This window comes from Enterobacter vonholyi (assembly GCF_040834095.1).
GTDB lineage: Bacteria > Pseudomonadota > Gammaproteobacteria > Enterobacterales > Enterobacteriaceae > Enterobacter > Enterobacter vonholyi.
In genome coordinates, this window is sequence record NZ_CP162152.1 from 4,046,395 (window position 1) to 4,064,333 (window position 17,939).

At 52.8% G+C, this 17,939-nt stretch carries 24 protein-coding genes; 3 read left to right on the plus strand and 21 right to left on the minus strand.

Going from position 1 to position 17,939, the window contains the following annotated elements; all coding sequences use genetic code 11:
- Positions 1 to 7: 7 nt before the first annotated feature.
- Genes rpsS through rpsJ form a run of 6 tightly spaced genes read right to left on the minus strand, consistent with a single transcriptional unit; the run spans position 8 to position 3,030 of the window.
- Positions 8 to 286, minus strand: a complete 279-nt coding sequence (rpsS, locus tag AB3N39_RS19040; RefSeq protein WP_001138117.1) for a 30S ribosomal protein S19 — start codon at positions 284 to 286, stop codon at positions 8 to 10.
- 16 nt (positions 287 to 302) lie between these two features.
- Positions 303 to 1,124: a 50S ribosomal protein L2 gene (gene rplB / locus AB3N39_RS19045; RefSeq protein WP_008457150.1), complete on the minus strand. Its 822-nt coding sequence runs from the start codon at positions 1,122 to 1,124 to the stop codon at positions 303 to 305.
- A gap of 17 nt (positions 1,125 to 1,141) precedes the next feature.
- A complete protein-coding gene (rplW, locus tag AB3N39_RS19050; protein ID WP_000617546.1) occupies positions 1,142 to 1,444 on the minus strand; it encodes a 50S ribosomal protein L23 in 303 nt (100 codons plus the stop codon).
- Entirely contained in the window at positions 1,441 to 2,046 is a 606-nt protein-coding gene (gene rplD, locus AB3N39_RS19055; protein ID WP_000424395.1) for a 50S ribosomal protein L4, read from the minus strand. Before rplD ends, rplW begins: the two co-directional genes overlap by 4 nt.
- Before the next feature lie 10 nt (positions 2,047 to 2,056).
- The gene (rplC, locus tag AB3N39_RS19060; RefSeq protein ID WP_003863274.1) at positions 2,057 to 2,686 is read right to left on the minus strand and encodes a 50S ribosomal protein L3; all 630 of its coding nucleotides are present in this window, start codon (positions 2,684 to 2,686) and stop codon (positions 2,057 to 2,059) included.
- A gap of 32 nt (positions 2,687 to 2,718) precedes the next feature.
- A complete protein-coding gene (gene rpsJ / locus AB3N39_RS19065) occupies positions 2,719 to 3,030 on the minus strand; it encodes a 30S ribosomal protein S10 (RefSeq protein WP_001181005.1) in 312 nt (103 codons plus the stop codon).
- A 380-nt stretch (positions 3,031 to 3,410) separates the two neighbouring features.
- Between rpsJ and AB3N39_RS19070 the strand changes: the two genes are divergently transcribed.
- On the plus strand, positions 3,411 to 3,884 hold the full coding sequence (locus tag AB3N39_RS19070; protein WP_367896951.1) for an A24 family peptidase: 474 nt from the start codon (positions 3,411 to 3,413) through the stop codon (positions 3,882 to 3,884).
- On the opposite strand, the gene bfr is transcribed toward AB3N39_RS19070, so the two are convergent.
- The 11 genes from bfr to fkpA form a co-directional block, all read right to left on the minus strand.
- Positions 3,868 to 4,344, minus strand: coding sequence for a bacterioferritin (gene bfr, locus AB3N39_RS19075; RefSeq protein WP_008503492.1), 477 nt, complete (start codon positions 4,342 to 4,344; stop codon positions 3,868 to 3,870). The two genes, AB3N39_RS19070 and bfr, sit on opposite strands and share 17 nt — an antisense overlap.
- Positions 4,345 to 4,416: 72 nt before the next feature.
- The gene (bfd, locus tag AB3N39_RS19080) at positions 4,417 to 4,611 is read right to left on the minus strand and encodes a bacterioferritin-associated ferredoxin (RefSeq protein WP_008503493.1); all 195 of its coding nucleotides are present in this window, start codon (positions 4,609 to 4,611) and stop codon (positions 4,417 to 4,419) included.
- Positions 4,612 to 4,790: 179 nt separating this feature from the next.
- Positions 4,791 to 5,975 carry an elongation factor Tu gene (gene tuf / locus AB3N39_RS19085; RefSeq protein WP_014068448.1) on the minus strand — a complete coding sequence of 395 codons (1,185 nt, stop codon included), beginning with the start codon at positions 5,973 to 5,975 and terminating at the stop codon, positions 4,791 to 4,793.
- A 69-nt stretch (positions 5,976 to 6,044) separates the two neighbouring features.
- On the minus strand, positions 6,045 to 8,159 hold the full coding sequence (gene fusA, locus AB3N39_RS19090; protein ID WP_008503004.1) for an elongation factor G: 2,115 nt from the start codon (positions 8,157 to 8,159) through the stop codon (positions 6,045 to 6,047).
- 96 nt (positions 8,160 to 8,255) lie between these two features.
- Positions 8,256 to 8,726, minus strand: coding sequence for a 30S ribosomal protein S7 (gene rpsG / locus AB3N39_RS19095; protein ID WP_004106370.1), 471 nt, complete (start codon positions 8,724 to 8,726; stop codon positions 8,256 to 8,258).
- A 96-nt stretch (positions 8,727 to 8,822) separates the two neighbouring features.
- On the minus strand, positions 8,823 to 9,197 hold the full coding sequence (gene rpsL / locus AB3N39_RS19100) for a 30S ribosomal protein S12 (RefSeq protein ID WP_000246815.1): 375 nt from the start codon (positions 9,195 to 9,197) through the stop codon (positions 8,823 to 8,825).
- A 124-nt stretch (positions 9,198 to 9,321) separates the two neighbouring features.
- Positions 9,322 to 9,609: a sulfurtransferase complex subunit TusB gene (gene tusB, locus AB3N39_RS19105; RefSeq protein WP_045909310.1), complete on the minus strand. Its 288-nt coding sequence runs from the start codon at positions 9,607 to 9,609 to the stop codon at positions 9,322 to 9,324.
- A 7-nt stretch (positions 9,610 to 9,616) separates the two neighbouring features.
- Positions 9,617 to 9,976: a sulfurtransferase complex subunit TusC gene (tusC, locus tag AB3N39_RS19110; RefSeq protein WP_111963791.1), complete on the minus strand. Its 360-nt coding sequence runs from the start codon at positions 9,974 to 9,976 to the stop codon at positions 9,617 to 9,619.
- A complete protein-coding gene (tusD, locus tag AB3N39_RS19115; RefSeq protein ID WP_115876878.1) occupies positions 9,976 to 10,362 on the minus strand; it encodes a sulfurtransferase complex subunit TusD in 387 nt (128 codons plus the stop codon). The genes tusC and tusD overlap by 1 nt, the downstream gene beginning before the upstream one ends.
- On the minus strand, positions 10,362 to 11,084 hold the full coding sequence (locus AB3N39_RS19120) for a transcriptional regulator (RefSeq protein WP_003861697.1): 723 nt from the start codon (positions 11,082 to 11,084) through the stop codon (positions 10,362 to 10,364). Before AB3N39_RS19120 ends, tusD begins: the two co-directional genes overlap by 1 nt.
- 165 nt (positions 11,085 to 11,249) lie before the next feature.
- A complete protein-coding gene (gene fkpA, locus AB3N39_RS19125) occupies positions 11,250 to 12,071 on the minus strand; it encodes an FKBP-type peptidyl-prolyl cis-trans isomerase (RefSeq protein WP_111963789.1) in 822 nt (273 codons plus the stop codon).
- Between the two features lie 238 nt (positions 12,072 to 12,309).
- Here fkpA and AB3N39_RS19130 point away from each other — a divergent pair, with 238 nt between their 5' ends.
- Complete coding sequence (locus tag AB3N39_RS19130) at positions 12,310 to 12,528, plus strand: protein SlyX (protein WP_008503009.1); 219 nt, start codon at positions 12,310 to 12,312, stop codon at positions 12,526 to 12,528.
- A 51-nt stretch (positions 12,529 to 12,579) separates the two neighbouring features.
- Here the strand turns inward: AB3N39_RS19130 and slyD are convergent, their stop codons facing one another.
- The 4 genes from slyD to kefG form a co-directional block, all read right to left on the minus strand.
- Positions 12,580 to 13,170, minus strand: a complete 591-nt coding sequence (gene slyD, locus AB3N39_RS19135; RefSeq protein ID WP_008503010.1) for a peptidylprolyl isomerase — start codon at positions 13,168 to 13,170, stop codon at positions 12,580 to 12,582.
- A 94-nt stretch (positions 13,171 to 13,264) separates the two neighbouring features.
- Entirely contained in the window at positions 13,265 to 13,465 is a 201-nt protein-coding gene (locus tag AB3N39_RS19140; protein ID WP_010436300.1) for a YheV family putative zinc ribbon protein, read from the minus strand.
- A gap of 13 nt (positions 13,466 to 13,478) precedes the next feature.
- Complete coding sequence (kefB, locus tag AB3N39_RS19145; RefSeq protein ID WP_136195928.1) at positions 13,479 to 15,284, minus strand: glutathione-regulated potassium-efflux system protein KefB; 1,806 nt, start codon at positions 15,282 to 15,284, stop codon at positions 13,479 to 13,481.
- Positions 15,284 to 15,838, minus strand: coding sequence for a glutathione-regulated potassium-efflux system ancillary protein KefG (gene kefG / locus AB3N39_RS19150; RefSeq protein ID WP_021242220.1), 555 nt, complete (start codon positions 15,836 to 15,838; stop codon positions 15,284 to 15,286). The genes kefB and kefG overlap by 1 nt, the downstream gene beginning before the upstream one ends.
- A 135-nt stretch (positions 15,839 to 15,973) precedes the next feature.
- Here kefG and AB3N39_RS19155 point away from each other — a divergent pair, with 135 nt between their 5' ends.
- Positions 15,974 to 17,878 carry an ABC transporter ATP-binding protein gene (locus tag AB3N39_RS19155; RefSeq protein WP_367896952.1) on the plus strand — a complete coding sequence of 635 codons (1,905 nt, stop codon included), beginning with the start codon at positions 15,974 to 15,976 and terminating at the stop codon, positions 17,876 to 17,878.
- Positions 17,879 to 17,939: the final 61 nt, after the last annotated feature.

Below are 17,939 nucleotides of genomic sequence, written 5' to 3' on the forward strand. Positions count from 1 at the left end.
TCCTACCTTATTTCTTCTTCGCTTTTTTATCAGCAGCGTGGCCGCGATAAGTACGAGTCGGTGCGAATTCACCCAGTTTGTGACCAACCATTTCGTCGGTAACAAAGACTGGAACGTGCTGACGACCATTATGGACAGCGATGGTCAAACCGATCATGTTAGGAAAGATCGTTGAACGACGGGACCAAGTGCGCAGGGGCTTCTTGTCTCCGCTTTCCACCGCTTTCTCTACCTTCTTCAGCAAGTGCAGGTCAATAAAAGGACCTTTCTTGAGAGAACGTGGCATGGCTTATCCTCTAAAATTATTTGCTACGGCGACGTACGATAAATTTATCAGTACGCTTGTTGCTGCGGGTCTTCTTACCTTTGGTCTGAACGCCCCACGGAGATACCGGGTGCTTACCAAAGTTACGACCTTCACCACCACCATGTGGGTGGTCGACTGGGTTCATCGCAGTACCGCGAACGGTAGGACGAACACCACGCCAGCGTGCAGCACCTGCTTTACCCAGAACGCGCAGCATATGCTCAGCATTGCCAACTTCGCCCAGAGTAGCGCGGCAGTCTGCTTCGACTTTACGCATTTCACCAGAACGCAGACGCAGGGTGACATAAGCACCATCACGAGCAACGATCTGAACGTAAGTACCAGCGGAACGTGCCAGCTGACCGCCTTTACCTGGTTTCATTTCTACGTTATGAACGGTAGAACCAACCGGGATATTGCGCATCGGCAGGGTGTTGCCTGCTTTGATTGCAGCATCAACGCCAGACTGAATCTGGTCGCCAGCTTTCAGGCCTTTAGGGGCCAGGATGTAACGGCGTTCGCCGTCTTTGTACAGAACCAGCGCGATGTTCGCGGAACGGTTCGGATCGTACTCAAGACGTTCAACAACTGCTGGGATACCGTCTTTGTTGCGTTTGAAGTCAACAATACGATAAGCCTGCTTGTGGCCACCACCGATGTGACGAGTGGTGATACGGCCATTGTTGTTACGACCACCGGATTTGCTGTTTTTTTCCAGCAACGGAGCAAAAGGTTTGCCCTTGTGCAGCTCAGGGTTAACCACTTTAACTACGTGGCGACGACCCGGAGATGTCGGTTTACATTTAACAACTGCCATTGTATTACTCCTCCGACTTACTCAGCGCCGCCAACGAAGTCCAGATTCTGGCCTTCTTTCAGGGTGACGTAAGCTTTTTTCCAGTCGCTACGACGACCGATACGCTGTCCGTGACGTTTAACTTTCCCTTTAACAACCAGGGTGTTAACGACTTCGACTTCGACTTCAAACAGTTTCTGCACAGCAGCTTTGATCTCTGCTTTGGTCGCGTCTTTAGCAACTTTGAGAACGATGGTGTTTGTTTTTTCCATCGCAGTAGACGCTTTTTCAGAAACGTGCGGTGCGCGAAGCACCTTCAGCAGACGTTCTTCACGAATCATGCCAGCATCTCCTCAACTTGCTTAACAGCATCAGCAGTCATTACGACTTTGTCGAAGGCGATCAGGCTAACCGGGTCGATACCAGTCGCATCGCGTACGTCAACCTTATGCAGGTTACGTGCGGCCAGGAACAGGTTCTCGTCCAGCTCACCGGTGATGATCAGCACATCTTCCAGAGCCATGTCTTTCAGTTTCTGTGCTAGCAGCTTAGTTTTAGGCGCTTCAACAGAGAACTTCTCGACAACGATCAGACGATCCTGACGTACCAGTTCGGACAGGATGCTTTTCAGCGCGCCGCGGTACATCTTTTTGTTAACTTTTTGACTGTGGTCCTGTGGACGCGCAGCGAAGGTCACGCCACCTGAACGCCAGATCGGGCTCTTGATAGAACCTGAACGCGCACGGCCGGTACCTTTCTGGCGCCATGGCTTTTTGCCAGAACCAGTTACTTCAGCACGAGTCTTCTGAGCACGAGTACCCTGACGAGCACCAGCTGCATAAGCAACAACAACCTGGTGAACCAGCGCTTCGTTGAAATCACGACCGAAGGTAGTTTCGGAAACAGTCAGCGCGCTCTGCGCGTCTTTCAATACTAATTCCATTGCTATCCCCTTACGCCTTCACAGCTGGTTTAACGATCAGGTCGCTACCGGTTGCACCCGGAACTGCACCTTTAACCAGCAGCAGGTTGCGCTCAGCGTCAACACGTACTACGTCCAGGCTCTGAACGGTTACACGTTCGTTACCCAGCTGACCTGCCATTTTCTTGCCTTTGAACACTTTGCCCGGAGTCTGGTTCTGACCGATAGAACCCGGAACGCGGTGAGACAAGGAGTTACCGTGAGTAGCGTCCTGGGTACGGAAGTTCCAGCGCTTAACGGTACCAGCAAAACCTTTACCTTTAGAGGTACCGGTTACGTCAACTTTTTTAACGTCAGCAAACAACTCAACGCTAATGTCCTGACCTACGGTGAACTCTTCGCCTTCAGCAAGACGGAATTCCCACAGACCACGGCCAGCTTCTACGCCAGCTTTAGCGAAGTGACCCGCTTCTGGTTTGGTTACACGGTTAGCTTTTTTAGCACCAGTGGTAACCTGAATAGCGCGGTAGCCATCGTTAGCCAGATCTTTAACCTGAGTAACGCGGTTTGCTTCAACTTCGATTACGGTTACTGGGATAGAAACGCCATCTTCAGTGAAGATGCGGGTCATACCCACTTTTTTACCGACTAAACCAATCATTGTTTCAACCTCTCAATCGCTCGATGACCTGATTAACCCAGGCTGATCTGCACGTCTACACCGGCAGCCAGATCCAGACGCATCAGAGCATCAACGGTTTTCTCAGTTGGCTCAACGATGTCAACCAGACGCTTGTGAGTGCGGATTTCGTACTGATCGCGCGCGTCTTTGTTAACGTGCGGAGAGATCAGAACGGTGAAGCGCTCTTTGCGGGTCGGCAGCGGGATCGGACCACGGACTTGCGCACCAGTGCGCTTAGCAGTCTCGACGATTTCCGCGGTTGATTGATCGATCAGACGATGATCAAACGCTTTAAGGCGGATACGGATTCTTTGGTTCTGCATGAGACCAGAGCTCCAATTATTTTATAAACGAAAATGATTACTCCTCAAACCCATTACGATTGATGGGAGAGTGTAACCGTTCTTACGTAGCTCCCCAATTGGGAGCATTGTTGAGTAACAAAATGAGCTACTCTGGTTCTGATTGAACCCGCCGTCAATTACGACAAGCCCGCGCATTATACGTAAATCTGGGCAAGACGCAAGTGCCGTTTAGAAATTAAGCGCCAGAGGCGCAGTATTCATAAGAGCGCGCAACATTTTATGCAATGTAATCTGCGTCGATGCTTTGTTTCGAGCCGCTACGCATCTCCGTTTTTTATGCGTTGCCGGCAAGGCCGATTATAACGAGTATGCGCGCAAACCCGCTTGAGGCCTTTTTCATGCTAACCACCCTCCCCTTTCTGCTGATCTATCTTTCGCTGACTGCCTTACTTGTACATGCCGATATTCGCTACGGTCTGCTTCCCGATAAATTTCTCTGCCCGCTGTTATGGTCGGGACTGCTCTTTCAACTCTGTATCCAACCTGATTTTCTGCCGAGCGCGGTGGCGGGTGCGATGGCCGGATATATTGCCTTTGCCATTATTTACTGGGGCTACTGGTTTATCTGCCGGCGTGAAGGTATGGGATATGGCGATGTAAAATACCTGGCTGCGCTTGGTGCATGGCATGGCTGGTGCATACTGCCCGCGCTGGTGTTGCTTGCAGCACTGATGGCGCTCCTTTGCATTCTTGTTTTTTCGTTAATCCACCCTGATAAGAAGGCAATAAAAAACCCGCTGCCTTTTGGGCCATTTCTGGCAGCAGCGGGTTTATGCGTTGGCTGGAAGACGTTGCTTATTCTTCCACTTTAATCTGTGACTGAAGATAGTTTTGCAGGCCGATTTTAGCAATCAGATCCAGCTCCGTTTCCAGCCAGTCAATATGGCCTTCTTCATCGGCCAGGATCTGGATCATCATATCGCGACTGACGTAGTCATGTACGCTGTCAGCATAGGCAATGGCTTCACGGAGATCTTTGGCGCCTTCAAGCTCCAGCCTGAGGTCGGAACGCAGCATCTCTTCGACATCTTCTCCGATGCCCAGCTTGCCGAGATCCTGCAGGTTTGGAATGCCTTCAAGGAATAAAATACGCTCGATATATTTATCAGCGTGTTTCATCTCATCTATAGATTCATGGTACTCAACGTCGTTTAAACGTTTGAGTCCCCAGTTTTTGAACATTCTCGCGTGAAGAAAGTACTGGTTGATTGCGACAAGCTCATTTCCCAATAATTTATTGAGATAACTTATGATTTTAACATCACCTTTCATTATATAGTCCCTCCGCTTCCACTCATTGAAGCGTAGATCGGGCTACAGGGATGTCAAAAAAAAGATGGGCGCTTACGCGATCTCTTTGTATTCCGGGATCTGCATCAGTTCGTCCTGCATGATCTCTCGCGCAGCACGTACACATTTACCGCATTGATTTCCCACCGGAACAAATTTGCGAAGCTGCTGGAATGACTGGGGCTGGAACTGGCGAACGGCCTGACGTATTTTTTTGTCGCTTACACCATTACATAAACAAACGTACATATAAACTCCCGTTCAAATTATGCGCAAAGTGTAAGTGAGAATGGTTATGATTACAATAGCACAAACGCCAGAATGCGGGGAGGGAGCAGGCAAAAAATGCGAAATTTTGTGACAAATACCTGAGCGGCAGAAAACAAAAAAGGACGCCGAAGCGTCCTTTTTTATTCGGGGATAATTAATTAGCCCAGAACTTTAGCAACAACGCCCGCGCCAACGGTACGGCCGCCTTCACGGATTGCGAAACGCAGACCGTCGTCCATCGCGATTGGGTGGATCAGAGTCACAACCATCTTGATGTTGTCGCCTGGCATTACCATCTCAACGCCTTCTGGCAGTTCGATGGTACCGGTCACGTCAGTTGTACGGAAGTAGAACTGTGGACGGTAGCCTTTGAAGAACGGAGTATGACGGCCGCCTTCGTCTTTGGACAGAATGTACACTTCAGATTCGAACTTGGTGTGTGGCTTGATTGAGCCTGGCTTCGCCAGAACCTGACCACGTTCGATTTCTTCACGTTTGATACCACGCAGCAGAACACCAACGTTCTCACCAGCACGGCCTTCGTCCAGCAGTTTGCGGAACATTTCAACGCCAGTACAGGTAGACTTCGCAGTCTCTTTGATACCAACGATTTCAACTTCTTCACCAACTTTGATGATACCGCGCTCTACACGACCGGTAACAACGGTACCACGACCGGAGATGGAGAATACGTCTTCGATTGGCAGCAGGAATGGCTTGTCAATCGCACGCTCTGGTTCTGGGATGTAAGAATCCAGGAAGCCAGCCAGTTCGATGATTTTCGCTTCCCACTCAGCTTCGCCTTCCAGCGCTTTCAGAGCAGAACCACGAACGATTGGAGTATCGTCGCCTGGGAAATCGTACTGAGACAGCAGTTCACGAACTTCCATCTCTACCAGTTCCAGCAGCTCTTCGTCATCAACCATGTCGCACTTGTTCAGGAACACGATGATGAAAGGAACGCCTACCTGACGACCCAGCAGGATGTGCTCACGAGTCTGAGGCATTGGGCCGTCAGTCGCAGCAACAACCAGGATCGCGCCGTCCATCTGCGCAGCACCGGTGATCATGTTTTTAACATAGTCGGCGTGGCCTGGGCAGTCTACGTGTGCGTAGTGGCGAGTCGGGGTGTCGTACTCAACGTGAGAGGTGTTGATGGTGATACCACGAGCTTTTTCTTCTGGTGCGTTATCGATCTGGTCGAATGCACGAGCAGAACCACCGTAGGTTTTAGCCAGAACGGTAGTGATTGCAGCAGTCAGGGTAGTTTTACCATGGTCAACGTGGCCGATAGTACCAACGTTGACGTGGGGTTTTGTACGTTCAAATTTTTCTTTAGACACGGCTATATTCCTTACTATAGTGCTCTCCCCTCTGGAGAGAGCACGGGACTTAGGTTTTAATCCTGTGGATTACTTACCACGGGCTTCAATAACGGCCTGAGCAACGTTGTTAGGCGCATCATCATACTTCAGGAATTCCATGGTGTATGATGCACGACCTTTGGTCAGAGAACGCAGCTGAGTCGCATATCCGAACATTTCAGACAGCGGAACTTCAGCGTGGATCTTAACGCCAGTTACTTCGGATTCCTGACCACGCAGCATACCGCGACGACGGCTCAAGTCACCGATAACGTCACCGGTGTTCTCTTCAGGAGTTTCTACTTCAACCTTCATGATTGGCTCAAGCAGAACTGGTTTTGCTTTCTTAAAGCCTTCTTTAAAGGCAATAGACGCAGCCAGTTTAAACGCCAGTTCAGAGGAGTCAACGTCGTGGTAAGAACCGAAGTGCAGACGAACACCCATGTCAACAACCGGATAGCCAGCCAGAGGGCCCGCTTTCAGCTGTTCCTGGATGCCTTTATCAACGGCAGGGATGTATTCGCCAGGAATTACACCACCTTTGATGTCGTTGATGAACTCGTAACCTTTCGGGTTAGAGCCCGGCTCCAGTGGGTACATGTCGATCACAACGTGACCGTACTGACCGCGACCACCAGACTGCTTAGCGTGTTTACCTTCAATGTCGGTAACTTTCGCGCGAATCGCTTCGCGGTAAGCAACCTGAGGTTTACCCACGTTCGCTTCAACGTTGAATTCACGCTTCATACGGTCAACGATGATGTCCAGGTGCAGTTCACCCATACCAGCGATGATGGTCTGGTTAGATTCTTCATCAGTCCATACGCGGAATGATGGGTCTTCTTTCGCCAGACGGCCCAGAGCCAGACCCATTTTTTCCTGGTCAGCTTTGGTTTTTGGTTCAACTGCGATGGAGATTACCGGCTCTGGGAATTCCATACGCTCCAGAATGATCGGGTGATCCGGGTCACACAGGGTGTCACCAGTGGTCACGTCTTTCAGACCGATAGCTGCAGCGATGTCGCCCGCACGAACTTCTTTGATCTCTTCACGTTTGTTAGCGTGCATCTGTACGATACGGCCAAAACGCTCACGCGCCGCTTTCACGGAGTTCAGGATGGTGTCACCGGAGTTAACCACACCAGAATAAACGCGGAAGAAGGTCAGGTTACCCACGAATGGGTCGGTAGCAATTTTGAACGCCAGTGCAGAGAATGGCTCTTCGTCGCTTGCGTGACGCTCAGCCGGAGTATCTTTACCGTCGTCCAGGATGCCGTTGATCGCAGGAACGTCAACCGGGGATGGCAGGTAGTCAACTACCGCATCCAGCATCGCCTGAACACCTTTGTTCTTGAACGCAGAACCACAGGTTACCAGGATGATTTCGTTGTTCAGAACGCGCTGACGCAGAGCTTTTTTGATCTCTTCTTCAGTCAGTTCTTCACCACCCAGGTATTTCTCCATCAGCTCTTCAGAAGCTTCAGCAGCGGATTCGATCAGGTTCTGGTGCCATTCGTCAGCCAGGTCCTGCATTGCAGCTGGGATATCTTCGTATTCGAAGGTAACGCCCTGGTCTGCATCGTTCCAGTTGATGGCTTTCATTTTCACCAGGTCGATAACGCCGGTGAAGCCTTCTTCAGCACCAATTGCCAGCTGCAGCGGAACAGGGTTCGCGCCCAGACGGGTTTTGATCTGACCAACAACTTTCAGGAAGTTAGCACCCATACGGTCCATTTTGTTAACGAACGCGATGCGTGGAACTTTATATTTGTTCGCCTGACGCCATACGGTTTCAGACTGTGGCTGAACACCACCAACTGCGCAATAAACCATTACCGCGCCGTCAAGAACACGCATGGAACGTTCTACTTCGATGGTGAAGTCAACGTGCCCTGGGGTGTCGATGATGTTTACGCGATGCGGTTCGTACTGCTTAGCCATACCTGACCAGAATGCAGTAGTCGCTGCGGAGGTGATAGTGATACCACGCTCCTGCTCCTGTTCCATCCAGTCCATGGTGGCTGCGCCGTCATGAACTTCACCGATTTTGTGGTTTACACCGGTGTAGAACAGAATACGTTCGGTAGTAGTGGTTTTACCGGCGTCGATGTGCGCACTGATACCGATGTTACGGTAGCGTGCGATGGGTGTTGTACGAGCCATTTGATTCCTCGTTTATATCTTTAGGCGTTCAGTTAAGTTACCCAGAGCGGGCGGCTTCTCTGAAGCGCCCGCCTGGTGACTAAGACTCCGAAGGGATTACCAACGGTAGTGTGCGAACGCCTTGTTGGCTTCTGCCATACGGTGAACGTCTTCACGTTTCTTAACTGCAGTACCTTTGTTGTCTGCAGCATCAGAAAGTTCGTTCGCCAGACGCAGAGCCATGGATTTATCACCGCGTTTACGAGCAGCTTCAACGATCCAACGCATTGCCAGGGCATTACGACGGACCGGACGAACTTCAACTGGAACCTGATAAGTAGAACCACCAACGCGGCGGGACTTAACTTCTACAGTTGGGCGAACGTTGTCGAGAGCGACTTCGAAAGCTTCCAGTTCATTTTTACCAGAACGCTGAGCCAGGGTCTCAAGCGCGCTGTATACGATTGCTTCTGCAGTAGATTTTTTACCATCTACCATCAGGATATTTACAAATTTTGCCAGCAGTTCTGATCCGAATTTCGGATCTGGAAGAATTTTACGCTGACCAATGACGCGACGACGTGGCATGGGAATACTCCGTTGTTAATTCAGGATTGTCCAAAACTCAAAGAGTTTAGTGTGACATTAAGATAAATCAGTTTGGCCTTACTTAACGGAGAACCATTAAGCCTTAGGACGCTTCACGCCGTACTTGGAGCGAGCCTGCTTACGGTCTTTAACACCTGAGCAGTCCAGCGCACCACGAACGGTGTGGTAACGAACACCCGGAAGGTCTTTAACACGACCGCCACGGATCAGGATCACGGAGTGCTCCTGCAGGTTGTGACCTTCACCACCGATGTAGGAAGTCACTTCGAAACCGTTAGTCAAACGCACACGGCATACTTTACGCAGTGCGGAGTTTGGTTTTTTAGGAGTGGTGGTATATACACGAGTACATACGCCACGTTTCTGCGGGCAGGCTTCCAGCGCAGGCACGTTGCTTTTCGCAACTTTGCGTGCACGTGGTTTGCGTACCAGCTGGTTAACTGTTGCCATTAAATAGCTCCTGGTTTTAGCTTTTGCTTCGTAAACACGTAATAAAACGACCTCATACAATATGAGGACGCGAAATTTTAGGGCTACGTCGAAAAGGTGTCAAGAAATATACAGCGATCTCAAATCACCAGTTCATTTGACTGGCGTGCGTCACAGTAAGATTGACGAAATCAGTATAGCCAACCACGTCAATTTTGGCTGAAATTTGACCAGAAAGACCCCGCGCATCCAGATCGTCCTTCAGCGCAGAGACTGTTATGGGGGCATTCGTGAGAATTTCAACGAAACGACTGCCTTCCAGTGCAGCAAGTACGCCATCCTGAATCAGCAGCAGGTCATCACCGTCGCGCAGCATACTCAGTAACGCGTCGATATCACATTGCCACGGTGAATGGCTCAGAGTATGGAGCATGTTAGCCTCAGAAAGTCAGAACGGTGTCGTAGTGGGAAAGGTGTTCGCGCAATGCAGCAGAAGACAGGACTGTCACATCCAGCACGAAAGGCGTCTTATCATCCAAACCGCGAGCGGCCAGCGAATCGGCGCAGACATAAAGGGTTTCGATGTCGTACAGCGGCAGCACTTTAAAGGTAGCGATGTAATCCCGCGCCAGAATGGCCTGAGGCTGTTGCCCAGCCAGAAGCTGAAACACCCCGTCCCCCAAAAAGAAGACGCCGATATCTTCGGTCAGCGCGGACGTTGCAAGTAACGCATCCAGCCCTTCGCGGCCAGAAGCGCTGCCGTGCGGCGCAGACTTAAAAACAAATGCCACACGCTTCATCAGAATTGCACCACTCTGTCGCAGGTTAACGCCGCCTGTGCCAGCGCGCCCAGACCACTTAACGAAAAACCGGGCTGCAGGTTAGAACCCGATAAACCAAGACGCGCAGCTTCGGTTGCATCGGTTACGCCGCGGCGCAGTGCCGCCGCCACGCAGATGTGCAGTTCTACGCCCTGCTTTTCGTTTAATGCCTGCCAGCCGCGCACCACATCAAACTCATCGTTCGCCGGCGACGTAAACTGGTTTGCGTTGTACACCCCTTCCCGATAGAAGAAGACGCTCGCCAGCTCATGTCCGGCCGCCAGCAGCGCATGCGCAAACTGTAGCGCGCTGCTGGCCTGCTGAGTCCCGTACGCCGGGCCTGTCACCATTAACGCAAAACGCATTACTTATCTTGTCCCAGGAAATCACCGCTTTTGAACTGGCGAATATAGAGGTAGACCGTGTGCTTGGAGATGTTCAGACGATCGGCCACCTGGTTGATGGCGTCTTTAATATCAAAAATCCCTTTTTCATAGAGATTGAGCACGATCTGGCGATTCTTGGCGTTGTTCGAGACGTTGCGATCGGCATTCACTTCTTCAATGGTGAACTCAAGCGTCTGAGTGACGAGATCTTCGACGGAAGAGGCAAAGTTAACAGAAGAGCCAACATCCGGCGTTTCTGGTGGAATAAAGGTGCTCATGATCTGCGAGAAAGGCACATCAAGGTTCATGTTGATGCACAGCAGCCCAATCACACGATGCTCGCGGTTTCGAATCGCGATAGTTTCTGATTTCATCAACACGCCGCTTTTGGCGCGGGTGAAATAGCATTTGGAGACGCTGCTGTCCGCGCCGGTCATGTCATGCAACATACGCAATGCAAGGTCGGTGATTGGCGAACCAATTTTACGGCCAGTATGCTCACCATTCGCAATGCGGATGGCGGAACACTTCAGATCTTGCAGGGAGTGCAATACGATTTCGCAGTGGGAGCCAATGAGCATCGCTAACCCGTCCACTACCGCTTCATAGGATTTCAGAATATCGAAGTCGGTCTGATCGAAAGGACGTTGATCCAGCAAATCAAGTTCACTGGTTTCGTTGGTTAAAAGCGACCTGGACATGAAAAAAACACTCCTTTTCAGGAGCCTGTCGTTAGGTTTTCAGGGCAGGCTCATTATCTACACGGACAACTAAATTAATACAGCGTGTATAGCGCTTTCCAGTGTTAATTATATCTGCCCCACAATAAAAAAACCGCCGCCTGAAAGGCGGCGGTTTTTATCACATTACTTCTTAGCGTCTGTCGCTGCTTTTTCTTCAGCAGGTGCGTCCGCTTTAGCATCCGCTTTCGGTGCCGGTTTGATGTCCAGCAGCTCTACGTCAAAGACCAGCGTAGAGTTGGCTGGGATTCCCGGAACGCCGGTTTTGCCATAGGCCAGATCCGGTGGGATGACCATCTTGATCTTGCCGCCTTTCTTGATGTTTTTCAGGCCTTCAGTCCAGCCAGGGATCACACCATCCAGACGGAAGGAGAGCGGCTCACCACGGGTGTAAGAGTTATCGAACTCTTTACCGTCGATCAGCGTACCTTTGTAGTTCACAACAACGGTGTCGCTGTCTTTAGGCGCATCGCCGGTGCCTTCTTTCTCAACTTTGTACACCAGGCCAGTAGAAGAGGTTTTCACACCCTTCTCTTTAGCAAAGGTATCGCGGTAGGCTTTGCCTTTCGCTTCGTTGTCTTTCGCGTCCGCGTCCATCTTGGTCTGCGCGGCACCCTTCACACGCGCTTCGAACGCCTGCAGAGTCTGTTCAATTTCCTGGTCAGACAGCTTGCTCTTATCTGCAAATGCGTCCTGAACGCCCGCGATCAGCTGAGCTTTATCCAGTTTGATGCCCAGCTTCTCTTGTTCTTTCAGAGAGTTTTCCATGTAACGACCCAGAGATGCGCCCAGTGCGTAGGCGGATTTCTGGTCGTCATTTTTGAACGCCGCTTTGCTGTCTGCAGTGGCAGCAGGCTTCGCAGCAGTATCAGCAGCGAATGACAGCGGCGCGTTCAGCGCAACAGCCATCGTCGTCGCCAGCAGCGTTACTTTAAACAGTGATTTCATCCATATCTCCAGGGCCTGGGGACTCTCACCCCAGCATTAAACGTAAATGAGTGACGTACTATAAAACGTTGCGGAAGAAATCTACAGACAGACACTTCCAATTCTCGCCACTTTTCAGACTATTTTTGTTTAAATAAGTTTCCTGCCAAGGGGATGCAGACTGTACTTAAGGATAAACTCAGTTAAACTGCGCCGCCGCAGTGCCATTATGGTGAATCTGAAACAAACGAGGTGAATGATGAAGGATACAACGATAGAAGCGAGAATGGCTGAGCTGGAAAGCCGCCTGGCTTTTCAGGACATCACCATCGAAGAGCTAAACCAGACCGTAACCGCACATGAGCTCGAAATGGCGAAACTGCGGGATCATATGCGCCTGCTGACGGAAAAGCTGAAGGCTACGCAGCCGTCGAACATTGCCTCTCAGTCAGAAGAGACGCCACCTCCTCATTATTGAGGCGTAAAAAAAGCGGGATAATCCCGCTTTTTTATTTTCCGCATGACGGAATTAGTGGCAGCCGCAGCCGCCGTTACCGCAACCACCTTTACCGTGGCCGTGATCATGACCATGGTCGTGGCCGTGACCACCGCAGCAGCCATCGTGGCCGTGATCGTGGTCATGGTCGTGACCGTGCGCACCGTGAACGTGGCCATGAGCCAGCTCTTCTTCGGTCGCTTCGCGGATCGCAACAACTTCGACGTTGAACTTCAGGTTCTGGCCAGCCAGCATGTGGTTACCGTCAACCACGACGTGGTCATCTTCCACTTCGGTGATTTCAACAGGAACTGGACCCTGGTCAGTTTCAGCCAGGAAGCGCATGCCAACCTGCAGTTCGTCAACGCCCATGAACACGTCTTTAGGAACGCGCTGAACCAGGTTGTCGTCATACTGACCGTAAGCGTCGTTCGCGCCTACAGCAACGTCAAATTTGTCGCCAACTTCATGACCTTCCAGCGCGTTTTCCAGGCCGGAAATCAGGGAACCGTGACCATGCAGGTAGTCAAGCGGCGCACTCACCGGAGACTCATCAACCAACACACCGTCTTCTGTACGTACCTGATAGGCCAGGCTGACCACCAGGTCTTTTGCTACTTTCATGATATCTCCTGAGCGTGGGAAAATTGCTGGCGCAGATTGTAGCGGAAATCTGCACCCGTGTACCCTTAAGCTTAAAAAAACTCAGAGCATATCGCTAGTCTGGATGAAAAATGCCGATCACTTGCTCTTCTTTGCGAACGTGATCGCGGGCTTCTTTGTCGGCCTCACGCATCTGGTGACCGCACTTAACACACTCAACAACATCAATATTATTTTCCCGCCACATCGCCAGGGTATCTTGCGCCTGGCAGGTCGGGCATTTTGCACCCGCGATAAAGCGTTTACGTACAGCCATCTTTCGTTACCCTTTATTCAAATTCATCCCAGCCATCGAGCTGGCGTCTTTCCTGCTGCATCTCGCGCTGGAAGATCTCCTCCAGCTCGCGACGCGCTTCCCGCACGCGGGAGATCTGCGCCGTATCGGTATGTACCGGCATCAGCTCGCGCAGCATCCGCATATCCAGCCGGCGGAAGTGCATCTGGGCGCGCTGCGCCTGATGCGGATGCATGCCGAGCGAGATCAACGCCTTGCGCCCCAGCTCCAGCGCACTGGAGAATGTCTCACGGGAGAAGTGTTTCACACCCGCCTGCAATAATTCGTGAGCTTCAACACGTCCCCGCGCACGCGCCAGAATATGCAGATGCGGGAAATGCTGCTGACACATATCCACCAGCTTCATCGTGTCTTCCGGGTCGTTACAGGTAATCACGATGGACTCTGCAGCTTCTGCCCCCGCCGAGCGCAGCAGCTCGAGCTGGGTCGCATCGCCGTAGTAAACCTTATAGCCATATTTGCGCATCAGGTTGACCGCGCTGATATCACGCTCCAGCACCGTAATGCGCATTTTGTTCGCCATCAGCAAACGTCCGATCACCTGTCCGAAGCGGCCAAAGCCCACCACGATAACCTGAGGCTTATCATCTTCCACCCACGGCGCTTCGTCTTCATCGTCTGACGGGTTCAGGCGGCGCGACAGGAGTTTATCCACCAGCTTCATCAGCAGCGGCGTGGTCATCATTGACAGCGTGACCGTCACCAGCAAAAGCGCCATCTGCTCGTCTTTAAACAGCTTCTGGGAGGAGGCGGTAGAGAACAGCACAAACGCAAACTCACCTCCCTGGCTTAACACGCTGGCAAACTGCATGCGTTCCGAACTGCGCAAGCCGTAAATGCGCGCCAAGGCGTACAGCACCAGCGTTTTCACCGCTACCAGGATGGCTACGCTCACCACAACCCACAGCAGATGGGTATAGAGCACGCCAAGGTTGAGCGCCATCCCCACCGAAATAAAGAACAGGCCTAACAGCAGTCCTTTGAAGGGATCGATGGCAATTTCCAGCTCGTGCCGATACTCGCTCTCCGCCAGCAGCACCCCGGCGATAAAGGTCCCGAGCGCCATCGACAGCCCCAGCGCATCCATAAACAATGCCGACCCCAGGACCAGCAGCAGCGTCGCGGCCGTAAAGACCTCGCGCACGCCCGACGCGGCAATAAAGCGGAACACGGGACGTAAAAGAAAACGTCCGCCAATCAGCATGCCCGCGAAGGCCAGCACCTTCATGGCAATTTTTGCCCAGTCGAAGTGATCGTCCCCGGAGCCCGCCAGCAGCGGCACCAGCGCCAGCGCCGGGATGACCGCCAAATCCTGGAACAGCAGCACCGAAAAACCCAGCTGACCGGCTTCGTTGCGGTTCATCCCCTTGTCGCGCATCAGCTGCAGGGCCATCGCCGTCGACGACATCGCAAGGCCTATCCCGCCTATCACCGCCGCCTGCCAGGAGAAATTCGTCAGCATTAACAGGCCACCCAGAATCGCGGCGCTGAGCAACACCTGCGCGGCACCCACGCCAAAGATGGAGCGTCGGAGCTGCCACAATTTAGAAGGGTTCAGCTCAAGGCCGATGATGAACATCAGGAACACCACGCCCAGCTCGGAGAAATGGAGAATTTCATCCACATCGCTGATGAATCCCAGCCCCCAGGGGCCAATCGCGATCCCAGCCAGCAGATAACCCAACACCGCACCTATCCCAATACGTGCAGCAAGCGGCACCGCGACGACGGCCGCAAACAAAAAAAGCACCCCGGCGAGGAGCAAATTCGATCCTTCCATTAACGACCTCCTGCCGGAATCGGTGACGCCAGCCATTCACCGTAGGCTCTGGCGTGGCTGGCCAGTTCTTTAGGATCCTGACGACGGGCCCAGTAGACAATAATCGGGCTCATCCAGTGCATACGGCACATGGCCGCCGTCAGCTCAAAAGGCCGCAGAATGTCGCTCATCGGATAGCGGTTCAGCCCGTCGTGGCGGTAAGCGCTTTCGGGTTCACCGGTCGTAATCACGCTACGCCAGTACTTTCCCGCCAGCTGATTGCCCCCTACCCCGCTGGAGAAACCCCGGCTCAGCACGCGGTCCAGCCACTCTTTGAGCAGCGCCGGACAGCTGTAGGTATAAAGCGGATGCTGGAACACAATCACGTCATGCTGACGCAGCAGTTCCTGCTCGTAAGGGATATCAATAAAGAAATCAGGATAGTGCGCGTAGAGATCGTGCACCGTCACGTTACTGAGCTGTGTGGCCGGCTTAAGCAGCACCCGGTTTGCCACCGAGTCCTGAGATTCCGGATGGGCATACAGCAGCAGCACTTTTGCTGTCTGAGACATCATTCCCCTCCCGGTCTTGTTTCTGTTTTTGTGTATCGTTGTTGTTTTGGGCTACCATGGCGGCCCGGTGCGGAAAATGGCCCACACCTTACATTATCATAATGACAAATTAACATAGTCGGAACATACGGCGCTTCTATGATTGTTTTCTCCTCGTTACAAATTCGTCGCGGCGTGCGCGTCCTGCTGGATAACGCCACTGCTACCATCAACCCAGGCCAAAAAGTGGGTCTGGTCGGCAAAAACGGCTGTGGTAAATCCACCCTGCTGGCGCTGCTGAAAAACGAGATTAGCGCGGATGGCGGTAACTTTACCTTCCCGGGAAACTGGCAGCTCGCCTGGGTAAACCAGGAGACTCCGGCGCTGAGCGAACCGGCACTCGACTATGTTATCGACGGTGACCGTGAGTACCGTAAGCTCGAGGCGGAACTTAACGCCGCTAACGAGCGCAACGACGGCCACGCCATTGCCACGGTTCACGGCAAGCTGGACGCTATTGACGCGTGGACCATTCGCTCCCGCGCCTCCAGCCTGCTGCACGGCCTGGGCTTCAGCAATGAACAGCTGGAACGCCCGGTCAGCGACTTCTCCGGCGGCTGGCGTATGCGCCTCAACCTGGCGCAGGCGCTGATCTGCCGCTCTGACCTGCTTCTGCTCGATGAACCGACTAACCACCTCGATCTCGATGCGGTTATTTGGCTGGAGAAGTGGCTCAAGAGCTATCAGGGCACTCTGATTCTGATCTCCCACGACCGCGACTTCCTCGACCCGGTGGTGGATAAAATCATTCATATCGAACAGCAAACGATGTTCGAGTACACCGGCAACTACAGCTCCTTCGAGCGCCAGCGCGCGACGCGTCTTGCCCAGCAGCAGTCCATGTACGAAAGCCAGCAGCAGCGCGTGGCACACCTGCAGAGCTTCGTGGATCGCTTCAAGGCCAAAGCCTCAAAAGCGAAGCAGGCCCAGAGCCGCATCAAGATGCTGGAACGCATGGAGATGATCGCCCCGGCGCACGTGGATAACCCGTTCCACTTCAGCTTCCGCGCCCCGGAAAGCCTGCCGAACCCGCTGCTGAAGATGGAAAAAGTCAGCGCGGGCTATGCCGACCGCATTATTCTCGACTCCATCAAGCTCAACCTGGTGCCGGGTTCACGTATTGGCCTGCTGGGACGCAACGGCGCCGGTAAATCGACGCTGATCAAACTGCTGGCGGGTGAGCTTAACCCGGTCAAGGGTGAAATCGGCCTGGCGAAGGGCATCAAGCTGGGCTATTTCGCCCAGCATCAGCTGGAATTTTTACGCGCGGATGAATCCCCGATTCAGCACCTGGCGCGTCTGGCGCCGCAGGAGATGGAGCAGAAGCTGCGCGACTACCTCGGCGGCTTCGGCTTCCAGGGCGATAAGGTGACTGAAAACACCGAGCGCTTCTCCGGGGGCGAAAAAGCCCGTCTGGTGCTGGCGCTGATCGTCTGGCAGCGTCCGAACCTGCTGCTGCTCGATGAACCGACCAACCACCTGGATCTCGATATGCGTCAGGCGCTGACCGAAGCGCTGATTGAGTTCGAAGGCGCGCTGGTGGTGGTTTCGCACGACCGCCACCTGATCCGCTCCACCACGGACGATCTGTATTTAGTGCACGATGGCAAAGTGGAACCGTTCGATGGCGATCTGGAAGACTATCAGCAGTGGCTGACGGACGTGCAGAAGCAGGAGAACCAGCCGGAAGAGTCAGCGAAAGACAACGCCAACAGCGCGCAGGCACGTAAAGACCAGAAACGCCGTGAAGCGGAGCTGCGCACCCAGACGCAGCCGCTGCGTAAAGAGATTGCCCGTCTCGAAAAAGAGATGGAAAAGCTCAACGCCACGCTTGCCGCTGTTGAAGAGAAGCTCGGCGACAGCGGTCTGTATGACCAGAGCCGTAAAGCCGAACTGACGGACTGCCTGCAAACGCAGGCGAAGACCAAATCCAGCCTGGAAGAGTGCGAGATGGCGTGGCTGGATGCGCAGGAGCAGCTGGAAGGGATGCTGCAGGCTGACTGACCTGTTTACCCCGTTTTAAGAACAGAATCCGTACCGGGTTCGGAAATCCAGCTTAAACGGG